The organism is Staphylococcus sp. FSL H8-0121, assembly GCF_038008425.1.
Taxonomy (GTDB): Bacteria; Bacillota; Bacilli; order Staphylococcales; family Staphylococcaceae; genus Staphylococcus; species Staphylococcus pasteuri.
On record NZ_JBBOZB010000003.1, the window covers coordinates 179923 to 194670 of the forward strand.

Here is a 14748-nt window from a genome sequence, read left to right on the forward strand (position 1 = left end):
ACTAATTCTCATTCAATATAGCAACGATTGTTGCATTAACATTAATACCTACATATTCTCCTAAATCCTTCTTAGATGAGAAAAGTGTATATGGTATGTTTTTTTGATTGATTTGGCTTAACACGCGAGTCATAAGATGAACCTCAACGTCTTGAGCAATAATCAATGATGTAACTTGATCTTTATTCAACGCTTTAAGCGTCTCCTTCAGACCAACTACATATTGTTGTTTGTTAAAGCGTGCAACTTTTTCATTAGACATTTATAATATCCTCCAAAGTTCTGCTTGCATCAACCTTTAATATAGTAACATTACATGACTACAATAGTCAATATTTATTCATGCATTTATGAAATAAATAAGAATCAAGAGACTAAAATTTTCGTTTAGTCTCTTGATTAAATAACTATTCGGTAACGTCTACCTCTTCTTCTGTACTAGCAACTGGAGCTACGTTTTTATCGAATTGAACATCGCTATAACGTCTCATACCAGTACCAGCTGGGATAAGTTTACCGATAATTACATTTTCTTTAAGACCAAGTAAATCATCGCGTTTACCTTTAATAGCTGCATCAGTAAGTACACGAGTTGTTTCTTGGAATGATGCTGCAGATAAGAAGCTTTCTGTTTCAAGAGAAGCTTTTGTAATACCTAGCAATACTGGTTTTGCAGTTGCTGGGCGTTTACGTTCTTTAAATGCTTCTCTGTTAGCATCTGTAAAGTTGTGGATATCAACTAATGAACCAGGTAATAACTTAGTATCTCCTGCTTCAATGATACGAACTTTACGTAACATTTGTCTTACCATTACCTCAACGTGTTTATCATCAATTTCAACACCTTGCATACGGTAAACTTTTTGAACTTCTTTTAATAAATAGCTTTCAGTAGCATTTAAACCAGCAACTGATAAGAAGTTTTTAGGTTCAATTGAACCTTCTGTTAATACTTCACCACGTTCAACTGATTGTCCTACTTCAACTTTAAGTCTAGAAGTTCCTGAAGCTAGATAAGATCTAGTTTCATTTTCACCTTTAACAACAATTTCTTGTTGACGGTCTTTTGCTAATTTAATATCTTCTACTACACCTTCAATTTCAGTGATTACAGCTTGACCTTTAGGGTTACGTGCTTCAAATATTTCTTGAATACGTGGAAGACCTTGAGTAATATCGCTTCCGGCTACCCCACCTGTATGGAATGTACGCATTGTAAGCTGTGTACCTGGTTCACCGATTGATTGTGCAGCAATTGTACCAACTGCTTCACCCACTTCAACTTTTTCACCTGTTGCAAGGTTTTTACCATAACATTTTTCACATACACCATGACGTGTATTACAAGTGAATGCTGAACGGATGTACATTTGTTCAATGCCAGCGTCAGTAATTTTCTTAGCAATTTCAGCAGTGATTAACTCATCTGGACGAATAATCACTTCATCAGTTTCAGGATGACGGATAGTTTCTTTTGAGTAACGTCCTTCGATACGTTCAATGAATGGTTCAATCATTTCTGTACCTTCTCTAATATCTGAAACAAGTAAACCTCTGTCAGTACCACAATCTTCTTCACGAACAATAACATCTTGTGCAACGTCAACAAGGCGACGAGTAAGATAACCTGAATCGGCAGTTTTAAGTGCTGTATCGGCAAGACCTTTACGCGCACCATGAGTAGAAATGAAGTACTCTAACACTGTTAAACCTTCACGGAATGATGATGTGATTGGTAGTTCGATGATCTTACCTGATGGTGCAGCCATCAATCCACGCATACCTGCTAACTGTGTAAAGTTAGATGCGTTACCACGGGCACCAGAGTCACTCATCATGAAGATTGGGTTTGTTTTTTCAAGTGATTGCATTAATTCACCTTGAATTTGGTCCTTAGCATCTGTCCAAATTTCAACGACAGCATTGTAACGTTCTTCTTCAGTGATTAAACCACGATTGAATTGTTTAGTTACACGATCAACTAATTTTTCATGCTCATCTAAAATATCTTTTTTATCTGGTAATACCACGATATCAGATACACCAACAGTGATACCTGCTTTTGATGAGAATTTAAATCCTAGGTCTTTCATGCGGTCAAGCATCATAGATGTATCAGTGATACTAAATCTATTAAATACTTCAGCAATGATATTACCTAAGAATTTTTTATTGAATGGTTCAGTTAATTCTTTAGTTTCAAAGAATTCTTTTAATCCACCTTCACCTAACTCTGTTGGGTCAACAAAGTATTTATCAGGTGTTTTACCTTCAAGGTTAGCTTGAGTTGGTTCATTGATATAAGCAAATGAATCAGGAATGATTTCATTAAAGATAATTTTACCTACTGAAGTAGCTAAAATTTTATTGTTTTGCTCATCTGTAAATGTTGGATTATTGAATGAACTTGCATGTACACCAATTCTAGTGTGTAAATGAACATAGCCATTAGCATATGCTTTTAACACTTCGTTAGTATCATTAAAGATTGCCCCAGTGTTAACAGCATCTTTACGTTCTAATGTTAGGTAATAGTTACCTAATACCATATCCTGTGATGGTGTAACAACTGGTTTACCATCTTTAGGGTTCAAGATGTTTTGCGCAGCTAACATTAACATACGTGCTTCGGCTTGAGCCTCTTTAGATAATGGAACGTGAACAGCCATTTGGTCACCATCAAAGTCAGCGTTATATGCTGTAGTAACAAGAGGGTGTAAACGGATTGCACGACCTTCAACTAAAGTTGGTTCGAATGCTTGGATACCTAATCTGTGAAGTGTAGGTGCACGGTTTAGTAATACTGGATGTTCTACGATAACTTCTTCTAAAACATCCCATACTTCATCGTCCATGCGTTCGATTTTACTCTTCGCATTTTTAATGTTTGTTGCAATTTCACGTTGAACTAATTCTTTCATTACGAAAGGTTTAAATAGTTCAAGTGCCATTTCTTTAGGTAAGCCACATTGATACATTTTCAGACTTGGACCTACTGCGATAACGGAACGACCTGAATAGTCAACACGTTTACCTAATAAGTTTTGACGGAAACGACCTTGTTTACCTTTTAACATATGTGATAGTGATTTTAATGGACGGTTACCAGGACCTGTAACAGGACGGCCACGACGACCATTATCAATTAAAGCATCAACAGCTTCTTGTAACATACGTTTTTCATTTTGAACTATGATTCCAGGTGCACCAAGATCTAATAAGCGTTTCAAACGATTGTTACGGTTAATAACACGTCTATATAAATCGTTTAAGTCACTTGTTGCAAAACGTCCACCGTCTAATTGAACCATTGGACGGATTTCTGGTGGGATGATTGGAAGTACATCTAAAATCATCCAAGCTGGATTGTTACCTGAATTACGGAATGATTCAACTACCTCTAAACGTTTGATAGCACGAGTAAGTCTTTGTCCTGTTGCAGATTCTAATTCATCACGTAAAGTTTTAAGTTCTTCATCTAAGTCAATTTCTGATAATAAGTCTCTGATACCTTCAGCACCCATTTTGGCAACAAATTGACCTGGATATTTATCATAATAATCTCTAAATTCTGCTTCTGATAATAATGTTTTCTTTTCTAAACCAGTTGGACCTGGGTCAACAACAACATAAGAAGCAAAGTAAATAACTTCTTCTAATGCTCTTGGAGACATATCTAACAATAGACCCATACGGCTAGGGATACCTTTGAAGTACCAAATATGTGAAACTGGTGCTGCTAATTCAATGTGTCCCATTCTTTCACGACGTACTTTTGACTTCGTTACTTCAACACCACATCTATCACATACCATGCCTTTGTAGCGTACACGTTTGTACTTACCACAACTACACTCCCAGTCTTTTGTAGGTCCAAATATTCTTTCACAGAAAAGACCATCTTTTTCAGGTTTTAACGTACGATAGTTAATTGTTTCAGGCTTTTTAACCTCACCATAAGACCATGAACGAATCTTTTCAGGTGAAGCTAATCCTATTTTCATATAATGGAAATTATTTACATCAATCAAGGAGCCTACCTCCTTCAATTTAGATTAGCTGTGCTATTTGATTGATTTACATTTATAGTATATAGAATTTGAGAAAGGTTTGAGCGACACTGATGTCGCCCCAACCTATATTCTAGTTATCTATGTGCATATTAATCAGTAGTTTCTTTTTGTGATTCTGGCGCATCTTTTTGTTGTAAATCTACTTTGCGTTCAGTTACATCTTCATCTTCGTTGTCAGCCATTTCGATTTCGTTATCTTGCTCATCCATCACTTTGACGTCTAATCCTAAACTTTGTAATTCTTTCATCAATACACGGAATGATTCAGGAACACTTGGTCTAGAGATATTTTCGCCTTTTACTATAGCTTCGTATGTTTTAACACGACCTACAGTATCGTCTGATTTATAAGTCAAGATTTCTTGTAATGTGTATGCAGCACCATATGCTTCAAGTGCCCATACCTCCATTTCACCAAAACGTTGTCCACCGAATTGCGCTTTACCACCTAATGGTTGTTGCGTAACTAATGAGTATGGACCAGTTGAACGCGCATGTAATTTATCGTCAACCATGTGTGCAAGTTTAAGCATGTACATAACACCAACTGAAATACGATTATCGAATGGTTCACCAGTACGACCATCATATAATACAGTTTTACCGTCACGAGCCATACCTGCTTCTTCGATAGTTGACCAAACGTCATCATCGTTGGCACCATCGAATACTGGAGATGCAACATGGATACCTAAGTTTTTAGCAGCCATACCTAAATGTAGCTCAAGTACTTGTCCGATATTCATACGTGATGGTACACCTAATGGGTTTAACATGATGTCAATTGGAGTTCCATCTGGTAAATATGGCATATCTTCTTCAGGAACAATTTTAGAAATGACACCTTTGTTACCATGTCGACCACACATTTTATCTCCGACGTGAATTTTACGTTTTTGAACGATATAAACACGTACTAATTGGTTAACACCTGGAGATAATGTATCATCGCCTTCTTCACGATTGAATACTTTAACATCTAGAACAATACCGCCAGCACCATGTGGCACACGTAATGATGTATCACGAACTTCACGTGCTTTTTCACCAAAGATTGCATGTAATAATCTTTCTTCTGCTGTAAGTTCTGTAACTCCTTTTGGTGTTACTTTACCTACTAAGATGTCTCCATCATTAACTTCAGCACCAACATAAACGATACCACGTTCGTCTAAGTTTTTAAGTGCACTTTCAGAAACATTAGGAATATCACGTGTAATCTCTTCAGGTCCTAATTTAGTATCACGAGCTTCTGATTCATACTCTTCAATATGAATTGAAGTGTAAACGTCGTCTTTAACTAAACGTTCACTCATGATTACAGCATCCTCGTAGTTATAACCGTCCCAAGTCATGAATCCAACAACAACGTTACGGCCTAATGCCATTTCGCCTAATTCCATTGAAGGACCATCAGCTAGTATTTCGTTATATTCAACGATGTCACCAGCAGCAACAATTGGGCGTTGGTTATAACAAGTACCAGAGTTAGAACGTTTGAATTTCGCTAATGGATAACGATCTAATTCACCTTCGTGCTCTTGTCCATTTTGTCCAACTAGACGACGTACTAAGATTTCATTAGATTCAACATGTTCAACTCTACCTCTATTGTTTGCTGTAATAGCAGCACCTGAGTCACGTGCAGCAACATGTTCCATACCAGTACCAACAAATGGAGCTTCAGGGTTCATCAATGGTACTGCTTGACGTTGCATGTTTGCACCCATTAACGCACGGTTAGAGTCATCGTTTTCTAAGAATGGGATACATGCTGTAGCTGCTGATACAACCTGTTTAGGTGAAACATCCATGTAATCCATTTTTTCTTTAGCCATAACTGTGTTATTACCACGGAAACGACAAACAACTTCATCGTCTAAGAAACGGCCATTTTCATCTAATCGAGAGTTCGCTTGGGCAACAACATAACTATCTTCTTCATCAGCAGTTAAATAGTCAATTTGATCAGTAATTGCATTCGTATCTAAATCTACTTTACGATATGGTGTTTCAATGAAACCAAATTCATTCACACGTGCGTAACTAGATAAAGAGTTGATTAATCCAATGTTTGGACCCTCTGGTGTTTCAATTGGACACATACGACCATAGTGAGAATAGTGTACGTCACGAACTTCCATTTGTGCACGTTCACGTGTTAAACCACCAGGTCCTAAAGCAGAAAGACGACGTTTATGTGTTAATTCTGCTAATGGGTTAGCTTGGTCCATGAATTGTGATAATTGTGAACTACCAAAGAATTCTTTAATAGATGCAATAACAGGACGGATATTGATTAATTGTTGTGGTGTAATTGAATCCGTATCTTGAATAGACATTCTTTCTCGAACTACACGTTCCATTCTTGATAAACCAATACGGAATTGGTTTTGTAATAATTCGCCTACTGAACGTAAACGACGATTACCTAAATGGTCAATATCATCTGTATAACCGATACCACTTAATAAGTTAAAGAAATAACTCATTGAAGAAATGATATCTGCTGGAGTAATACATTTAACTTCTGAATCTGGTAATGCATTACCAATAACAGTTGTTGTGCGTCCTTCTTCATCATTAGGAACATATACTTTGATTGATTGAATTTCAACTGGTTCATCAATAACTGTTCCTTCTAATTCAAATACTTCACTATTAGCATTTGATTCTAAAACGTCCATAATTTCGTCTAATTTACGACGATCAAGAACTGTTCCTTCTTCAACTACAATTTCACCTGTTTCACTATTAACAATTGGTTCTGCTAATTTTTGGTTGAATAAACGGTGTTTTAAGTGTAGTTTTTTGTTTGCTTTGTAACGACCAACGCTTGCTAAGTCATAACGTTTTGGATCGAAGAAACGTGAATATAATAAGCTTTTAGCATTTTCTACTGTTGGTGGTTCGCCAGGACGTAAACGCTCATAAATTTCTAATAATGCTTGTTCTGTGTTTTCAGTACCATCTTTTTCTAATGTATTACGTAAGTATTCACTATCACCTAGTAAATCTACAATTTCTTGATCACTTGAGAAACCTAATGCTCTTAGTAATACAGTTAATGGTAATTTACGTGTTCTATCAATACGTACATAAACAACGTCTTTTGCATCAGTTTCATATTCTAACCATGCACCACGGTTAGGAATAATTGTTGCATCATAGTTTACACGGCCGTTTTTATCAAGTTTTTCATTGAAATAAACGGATGGTGAACGTACTAATTGTGATACGATAACACGTTCTGCACCATTGATAACAAATGTACCTGTATCTGTCATTAGTGGGAAATCACCCATGAATACTTCTTGCTCTTTTACTTCGCCAGTTTCTTTAATAATAAGACGTACTTTTACACGAAGAGGTGCAGCATAAGTAGCGTCACGGTTTTTTGATTCTTCTAAGTCGTATTTCGGTTCACCTAATCTATAATCTACAAATTCTAAAGATAGGTTACCTGTGAAATCTTCAATCGGAGAAATGTCTCTAAACATTTCTAATAAACCTTCTTTAAGGAACCAATCGTAAGATTTTGTTTGAATTTCTATTAAGTTCGGTAATTCTAATACTTCTGAAATTCTCGCGTAGTTTCTACGTTTACGATGTCTTCCATATTGGACAACTTGACCTGCCAAACAGATTCACCCCTCAAAAATTGTGTGGTTTGCTTTTACTCATAAAACAAAAGAGAGACTCAAGATTTAAAGACAAAAAGAAAACGGCAACACTTCAGATGACACCATTTTCTATTCTTTATTTATCTTGTTTAACTTATTTGTTTTACATAAAAGTACACACTTATTGAACATAATTTTTTACATTTTATAACTATATCAGAATACTACTCTTAAATCAAGCTTTTGAACTTTTTAATATATAGTACCCTTTACTTTTATTTACAACTTCCACATTGTTAAATAATTCATCCATTTTCTTTTTAGCGGAAGGCATACCTTGCTTTTTTTGGATGACGACAAATAACTCGCCACTTACTTTAAGTTTTTGGTAAGCTTCTTCAAAAATACGATGAACGACATCTTTGCCCGCTCTGATTGGCGGATTAGTTAATACAAAATCAAATTGGTTATCTTCAACTTGAGTCATCCCATCACTCTCTAAAATATCCGCATTTTCAATGTGATTTCTTTTTTTATTCTTTTTAGCTAATTCTAAGGCTCTTCTATTCACATCTAACATAGTAATATGATGATGTGGAGATACCTTAGCAATCATTAATCCAATTGGACCATATCCACAACCAACATCAGCAATTGTTTTACTTGGACCAGGTGGATTGTTATTTATGAATGTTTGAATTAATAAGTCAGATCCATAATCAACTCTATCTCTAGAAAAAACTCCATTATCTGTAATTAAATCTATTGATTGTTGATAACACTCATAAGTGATATGTTTTTCATCACTTTTTACATCCGGATTTTCATCATAGTAATGACTCATGTCTTCACCTCTATTAGTCTTTTGTATAACATTAATTGAAAAAATTATTATAAATGAATTAAAAACCCCGTTATCGCAATAACGGGGTTTTTAACTTCTCAAAGAATGTAGTCACAAATATAATTTGTAACTATATTATTTAGTTAGGAAACTAGAATTATTTTAATTCTACAGTTGCTCCAACTTCTTCTAATTGTTCTTTAAGTTTTTCAGCTTCTTCTTTAGGTAAAGCTTCTTTGATTACTTTAGGAGCTCCGTCAACTAATTCTTTAGCGTCTTTTAATCCTAAGCCAGTTGCTTCTTTAACTGCTTTAACAACTTTGATTTTTGAAGATCCAGCTGAAGTTAATTCAACATCAAATTCAGTTTTTTCAGCTGCTGCGTCGCCGCCACCAGCTGCACCTGCTGCTGCTACTGGAGCTGCTGCAGTTACACCAAATTCTTCTTCAATTGCTTTTACTAAATCGTTTAATTCTAAAACTGACATTTCTTTAATTGCTTCAATGATTTGTTCTTGATTAGCCATTTTATAATTCCTCCGTTATTTTTAATTTTTTATGCGCAATTATTCAGCGCTTTCTTCTTTTTGTTCTCCAACAGCTTTAACCGCATAAGCGAAGTTGCGTACTGGAGCTTGTAATACAGATAAAAGCATAGATACAAGACCATCGTGTGAAGGTAATGAACCAACAGTTTTAACTTCTTCTGCTGAAATAACATTTCCTTCCATAACGCCTGTTTTAACTTCTAACGCTTCATGTTCTTTTGCAAATCCTGCAATAACTTTTGCTGGAGCTACTACATCTTCAGTTGAAGTTGCGATAGCTGTAGGACCTGTTAAGAATTCATCTAAGCCTTCGATACCAGCTTTTTCAGCAGCACGACGTACCATTGTGTTTTTGTATACTTTATACTCAACACCAGCTTCACGTAATTGTTTACGTAATTCAGTAACTTCAGCTACTGTTAAACCACGGTAGTCAACGATCACTGTTGAAACTGAGTTTTTAAGTTGATCAGCAATTGTATCAACTAATTGTTTTTTAGCTTCAATGATAGCAGACATTCAGACACCTCCATTTAATTTTTTCGGTGCTTTTTTTAAGTTTAATAAAAAAAGCACTTTCTACCCACGGCAAAAAGTGCTTGAAAGTTAATAGTCACGTTCAAGTCAATTTTAGCCTCGGTAGGATTATGTTTTAAGTTATCAAATAACTCCTACTGTCTTAGGTAAAATAATCACAATATTAAATATAACTGCTTAATTGTAATATGTCAATATGTTTTTTTAGAAACTCTTAGCATTTTAATGCTTAGAGTTTCTTAGAGTGCAACTCTGAAATCTACCTGATTTCTTAGTGTTGCCTCCACAAGGTTGACTAGACCAATCATGAGCTCTGTGATATGAGTGGTCAGTCAACTACTGTGAGCATGAGCTTTAGCTCAGGCGTTCCTCTCGAAGTGCATTTTAATGCTTAGAGTTTTTTTAGAGAGCAACTCTAAAATCTACCTGATTTCTTAGTGTTGCCTCCACAAGGTTGACTAGATCAATCATAAGCTCTGTGATATGAGTGGTCAGTCAACTACTGTGAGCATGAGCTTTAGCTCAGGCGTTCCTCTCGAAGTGCATTTTAATGCTTAGAGTTTCTTCGTTTTTAAAAATTAAACCTAGGACTTTAACAGCCCTAGGTTATATTTATTAATTATAATTTGAATGAAGAAGTATCAACTTTAACTCCAGGACCCATTGTTGTAGTTACAGCAACAGATTTGAAGTAAGTACCTTTAGAAGATGATGGTTTAGCTTTTGCTAATACATCTTGTAAAGCTTTGAAGTTTTCAACTAATTTTTCATCGCTAAATGAAACTTTACCGATAGAAGCATGTACGATACCAGCTTTTTCAGCACGGTATTCAACTTTACCAGCTTTGATTTCTTCAACTGCTTTTTTAACATCCATTGTTACAGTACCAGTTTTAGGGTTTGGCATTAAACCTTTAGGTCCTAATACACGACCAAGTTTACCAACTTCGCCCATCATGTCTGGAGTAGCAACAACTACGTCAAAGTCGAACCAACCTTGTTGGATTTTTTGTACGTAATCAGATTCACCTACGTAATCTGCGCCTGCTTCTTCAGCTTCAGTGATTTTATCACCTTTTGCGAATACTAATACACGTTGTGATTTACCAGTTCCGTTTGGTAGCACTACTGCACCACGGATTTGTTGGTCATTTTTACGTGTATCAATTCCTAAACGGAATGCAACTTCAACTGATGCGTCAAAGTTAGCAATGCTTGTTTCTTTAGCTAATTTAACTGCTTCTTCAACACTATAGTGTTGTGTACGGTCAACTTTATTAGCTGCTTCTTGATACTTTTTACCTTTTTTAGCCATTTATTGTTCCTCCTTTAGTGGTTTTAGCGGAATTTCCTCCCACATTTACTTGTGTCTACCACAAGTTAAGAGCAGATAACAGATAGTTTCTTAATCGAATCAGCCTTTTCAAGCTACTGAGTGCTAAGATGTCATAGACAAAATGGATTGTTTATACCTATTCTGTTACCTGCTTTTATCGTTTGAATCAGTTCATTTCAAATTAGATTTGATTGTTTATTATTCTACAGTGATACCCATACTACGAGCAGTACCTTCGATAATACGCATAGCTGCTTCTTCGTCTGCAGCATTTAAATCTTGCATTTTTTCATTAGCAATTTGACGTACTTGATCTTTAGTTACTGAAGCAACTTTGTTTTTGTTAGGTTCGCCTGAACCTTTTTCAACGCCAGCTGCTTTTTTAAGTAGTACTGGAGCCGGTGGAGTTTTTGTAATGAATGTAAATGAACGGTCTTCATATACACTGATTTCTACCGGAATGATTAAACCTGCTTGCTCTTGAGTACGTGCATTGAACTCTTTACAGAATCCCATAATATTCACACCTGCTTGACCTAATGCTGGACCAACTGGTGGTGCTGGGTTTGCTTTACCTGCAGGAATTTGTAATTTAACTACTTTTTCTACTTTTTTAGCCACGATGTGCACCTCCTTGATATCGTGATGTGGTCACAGGGCTCAGTTTTGCCCTCCCACTCTTAACATTTCGTGACGAAATGAACGCTCTAAAAGCGCGACCACATTATTTTAACACTGTTTCACTTCAGAAAGCAATAGTAAAATTTCAACTTTCATATATTATATATGTTAATTTTGTTTACTATAATTTTTCGATTTGATCGAATTCAACTTCTACCGGTGTTTCTCTTCCGAACATATCAACTAACACTGTTAATTTAAATTTTTCCGCTTCAATTTCTTGAACTTCGCCGACTTGGTTTGCGAATGGTCCAGATTTAATGCGTACTTGTTCGCCAACATCTAATTCGACATCGATTGTTTTTTCCTTTAATCCCATTTGTTTAAGAATAAAGCGAACTTCTTCTGGTAATAATGGGTTAGGTTTTGATCCAGCTCCAGCTGAACCGACAAATCCAGTTACACCTGGTGTATTTCTTACTACATACCATGATTCATCTGTCATTACTAATTCTACTAGTACATATCCAGGGAATGTTTTTTTCACAAGTTTTTTAGCTTTTCCATCTTTAACTTGTGTTTCTTCTTCTTCAGGTATGACAACTCTAAAGATTTGTTCTGTCATATTCATTGATTCTACTCTTTTTTCAAGATTCTTTTTAACTTTGTTTTCATATCCTGAGTATGTATGCACTGCATACCAACGCTTTGCGCCTACTTCTTCAGACATGTCGCCACTCCTAACCTAATAATAAATTTTTCAACGCTGTAATTCCTAAATCTAAGGCATAGAAAAAGACTAAGAAGAATATTACTGTCGAAACAACTATAACAGTGTATTTAAATAATTCCTCTTTAGTTGGCCAACTTGTCTTTTCCATTTCAGATTTTACACCTTGAAAAAAGCTATCTTTTTTAGCCACTAATAAAACCTCCAAATCTTTTAACAATATCTTTATCACATGCTGCGTATTGTTTATTTTGATTCTTTATGTACTGTATGAGCATTGCATCTTGAACAGTATTTCTTAAGGGTCAATCTTTCAGCAGAGCCTTCTTTTTTGGGTACATTATAATTTCTATTGCCACACTCTTCACAATTCAAGGGTACTTTTTTCACATTCATTCACCTTTACTCATTAATATACCAGTCTACTATACATAAATCTAAATATGAATGTCAAACTAGTATACGTCATATTAAGGTTATATCGTTTCTTGCATTCATATTATTATCACTATTTAAACTTATATTCTAAATGATGTCTTATTTTCATTTTACAACGTTGTATCGCATTGTAAACTACTTTGTCTTTAATAGATAATAGGTTAGCGATTTCCTTAGGCTTATAACCTTTAGTATATAAATCAAATACCTTTTGTTCTTGAAGTGTCAAATATTGTTTTATCACATTGATTGCTTCTATTATTTCTTTTCTCTGTAAATTGACCTCTATCTCGTCTCGATTAAGTATATTAATTTGATAATCTATGACATATTCATTAACCAAATTTTTAAATTGCTTTTGATCAGAGAAACATTTTCTATAATAATCACATTTCACAGATTTAATTAAACATGATACGTATTTTACAAATGATTCATCACATTGGTAATTATACCGTTTGAGTGCTTTGTAAATTTTAATCAAGATTTCTTGATATAAATCATCTTTTTCAAATTGATTTTGAGAAATAGAATTAATCCTTTTGATAATTAATGGATTGAATCGATGGATAACCTTTTTTAAATCCATTTCTAATCTTTGCAAATCTGGCGATATTTGTTGTTGTTCTAGTTGTCCTTTTTCTTGTGTCATATAAATAGCCTTTCCAAAAATTTAAGACTATTTTATAAGATATCTAATATAAATAGCAATATTGCAAAAATTAATCTTTTTTATGGTTACCCCTTCTTATTTTTTCAAATTCTGCAAGTATATCTTTAGACAACGGAATTCGAGTTCTTGGTTTCTTTTCTGTGATGTCTTCTAACGATTTACTAACAGTAATTTGATTTTCTTTTAATTCTCTCCACATTTCTCTAGAGGAAATTCGATATGCACCAGAACCAAAAATAGCATGTTGTTCGCTCATATCACTCGTCACAACTGTTATATGCGTTGTGTGTTTGTTATACAATTCATAAACATAGCGCTCAATAAAGCTATCGGCCGTTTCTTTTTCCTTAGTAAATACTGTTCTAACTCCGTGATACATATACTCTCTTTCGATGCCAGATTGTTCATAAGCATCGAATACGCAAACAATCTCGTCGGCGATTACAGCATTATAGTTTGCAATAGCGTCAATCAATTGTTCTCTTGCTCCTTCAAGGTTATCTTTAGCAATTTTACTCAGTGTCGTTGATTGGCCAATCATATTGTAACCGTCAATAATTAAATAACGTTCCTTCATTATTCGTCTCCGTTCGAATGTCTTTTACGGAATACCTCGTACATCATTAAACTTGCAGCAACTGATGCATTTAAACTATTTACATGACCAACCATAGGAATTTTAATATAGAAATCACATTTATCACTTACTAAGCGACTCATGCCTTGTCCTTCACTTCCTATTACAATTGCTAGAGACATATCGGCTTCTAACTCTCTATAGTCTGTTGCATTATTTGCCTCTGTACCAGCAACCCAAAAGCCATTATCTTTTAGTTCATCAATTGTTTTGGCTAAGTTTGTTACTCTGATGACAGGCACATGCTGTATGGCACCTGTAGAAGCCTTAGCAACGGTTTGAGTTAAAGAAACAGAACGTCGTTTAGGAATTATGACGCCATCAACACCAGACGCATCAGCTGTTCTTAAAATTGAACCTAAGTTATGAGGGTCTTCTAAACCGTCTAATATCATAACTGTAGATAATCCTTCTTTTTCTTTTTGTTGTTTTAAAAATTGATCGAAATCAGCATATTCATATGGTGCAATAAGTGCAGCTACTCCCTGATGGGGTGCAGTAGATAAAAAATCTAATTTAGATTTTGGCACTGTTTGTACTATGATTTTTTGATCTTTTGCATTTTTTAAAATATCGTTGATTTGTTGTTTTTTTATACCATCTTGTATCAAAATCTTATTTATTGAATGACCTGAAGTAATAGCTTCTTTTACTGCATGTCTACCAACAATGACTATATCTTCCACTTA

At 35.0% G+C, this 14748-nt stretch carries 14 protein-coding genes and 1 other annotated feature; all 14 genes read right to left on the bottom strand.

Going from position 1 to position 14748, the window contains the following annotated elements:
- Position 1 precedes the first annotated feature (1 nt).
- Complete coding sequence (locus tag LFT63_RS11170; protein ID WP_017637538.1) at positions 2-262, bottom strand: ribosomal L7Ae/L30e/S12e/Gadd45 family protein; 261 nt, start codon at positions 260-262, stop codon at positions 2-4.
- Between the two features lie 145 nt (positions 263-407).
- Positions 408-4004, bottom strand: a complete 3597-nt coding sequence (gene rpoC / locus LFT63_RS11175; RefSeq protein ID WP_176745280.1) for a DNA-directed RNA polymerase subunit beta' — start codon at positions 4002-4004, stop codon at positions 408-410.
- Between the two features lie 158 nt (positions 4005-4162).
- On the bottom strand, positions 4163-7714 hold the full coding sequence (rpoB, locus tag LFT63_RS11180; protein WP_340769217.1) for a DNA-directed RNA polymerase subunit beta: 3552 nt from the start codon (positions 7712-7714) through the stop codon (positions 4163-4165).
- Between the two features lie 217 nt (positions 7715-7931).
- Positions 7932-8540, bottom strand: coding sequence for a class I SAM-dependent methyltransferase (locus tag LFT63_RS11185; protein ID WP_017637535.1), 609 nt, complete (start codon positions 8538-8540; stop codon positions 7932-7934).
- 157 nt (positions 8541-8697) lie between these two features.
- Positions 8698-9066: a 50S ribosomal protein L7/L12 gene (gene rplL / locus LFT63_RS11190; RefSeq protein WP_017637534.1), complete on the bottom strand. Its 369-nt coding sequence runs from the start codon at positions 9064-9066 to the stop codon at positions 8698-8700.
- 39 nt (positions 9067-9105) lie between these two features.
- Positions 9106-9606 (bottom strand): 50S ribosomal protein L10, encoded by a 501-nt coding sequence (gene rplJ, locus LFT63_RS11195; RefSeq protein ID WP_017637533.1) that lies wholly within the window; start codon positions 9604-9606, stop codon positions 9106-9108.
- Between the two features lie 38 nt (positions 9607-9644).
- Positions 9645-9789, bottom strand: a sequence feature (ribosomal protein L10 leader region).
- Between the two features lie 454 nt (positions 9790-10243).
- Positions 10244-10939, bottom strand: a complete 696-nt coding sequence (gene rplA / locus LFT63_RS11200) for a 50S ribosomal protein L1 (protein ID WP_017637532.1) — start codon at positions 10937-10939, stop codon at positions 10244-10246.
- Between the two features lie 219 nt (positions 10940-11158).
- The gene (gene rplK / locus LFT63_RS11205; protein ID WP_017637531.1) at positions 11159-11581 is read right to left on the bottom strand and encodes a 50S ribosomal protein L11; all 423 of its coding nucleotides are present in this window, start codon (positions 11579-11581) and stop codon (positions 11159-11161) included.
- A gap of 181 nt (positions 11582-11762) precedes the next feature.
- Positions 11763-12311 carry a transcription termination/antitermination protein NusG gene (gene nusG, locus LFT63_RS11210; protein ID WP_002451213.1) on the bottom strand — a complete coding sequence of 183 codons (549 nt, stop codon included), beginning with the start codon at positions 12309-12311 and terminating at the stop codon, positions 11763-11765.
- Between the two features lie 10 nt (positions 12312-12321).
- Positions 12322-12504, bottom strand: coding sequence for a preprotein translocase subunit SecE (gene secE, locus LFT63_RS11215; protein ID WP_017637530.1), 183 nt, complete (start codon positions 12502-12504; stop codon positions 12322-12324).
- Positions 12505-12557: 53 nt separating this feature from the next.
- Complete coding sequence (gene rpmG, locus LFT63_RS11220) at positions 12558-12701, bottom strand: 50S ribosomal protein L33 (protein WP_026083498.1); 144 nt, start codon at positions 12699-12701, stop codon at positions 12558-12560.
- A gap of 118 nt (positions 12702-12819) precedes the next feature.
- A complete protein-coding gene (locus LFT63_RS11225; RefSeq protein ID WP_029056347.1) occupies positions 12820-13401 on the bottom strand; it encodes a sigma-70 family RNA polymerase sigma factor in 582 nt (193 codons plus the stop codon).
- 70 nt (positions 13402-13471) lie between these two features.
- The gene (locus LFT63_RS11230; RefSeq protein ID WP_340769220.1) at positions 13472-13999 is read right to left on the bottom strand and encodes an NYN domain-containing protein; all 528 of its coding nucleotides are present in this window, start codon (positions 13997-13999) and stop codon (positions 13472-13474) included.
- Positions 13999-14745 carry a 23S rRNA (guanosine(2251)-2'-O)-methyltransferase RlmB gene (gene rlmB / locus LFT63_RS11235; RefSeq protein WP_017638456.1) on the bottom strand — a complete coding sequence of 249 codons (747 nt, stop codon included), beginning with the start codon at positions 14743-14745 and terminating at the stop codon, positions 13999-14001. Before rlmB ends, LFT63_RS11230 begins: the two co-directional genes overlap by 1 nt.
- Positions 14746-14748 lie beyond the last annotated feature (3 nt).

Coding starts and splice junctions, on each gene's coding strand:
- LFT63_RS11170 (WP_017637538.1), bottom strand. CDS start 262: ATGTCTAATGAAAAAGTTGCACGCTTTAACAAACAACAATATGTAGTT.
- rpoC (WP_176745280.1), bottom strand. CDS start 4,004: ATGAAAATAGGATTAGCTTCACCTGAAAAGATTCGTTCATGGTCTTAT.
- LFT63_RS11185 (WP_017637535.1), bottom strand. CDS start 8,540: ATGAGTCATTACTATGATGAAAATCCGGATGTAAAAAGTGATGAAAAA.
- rplL (WP_017637534.1), bottom strand. CDS start 9,066: ATGGCTAATCAAGAACAAATCATTGAAGCAATTAAAGAAATGTCAGTT.
- rplJ (WP_017637533.1), bottom strand. CDS start 9,606: ATGTCTGCTATCATTGAAGCTAAAAAACAATTAGTTGATACAATTGCT.
- rplA (WP_017637532.1), bottom strand. CDS start 10,939: ATGGCTAAAAAAGGTAAAAAGTATCAAGAAGCAGCTAATAAAGTTGAC.
- nusG (WP_002451213.1), bottom strand. CDS start 12,311: ATGTCTGAAGAAGTAGGCGCAAAGCGTTGGTATGCAGTGCATACATAC.
- LFT63_RS11225 (WP_029056347.1), bottom strand. CDS start 13,401: ATGACACAAGAAAAAGGACAACTAGAACAACAACAAATATCGCCAGAT.
- LFT63_RS11230 (WP_340769220.1), bottom strand. CDS start 13,999: ATGAAGGAACGTTATTTAATTATTGACGGTTACAATATGATTGGCCAA.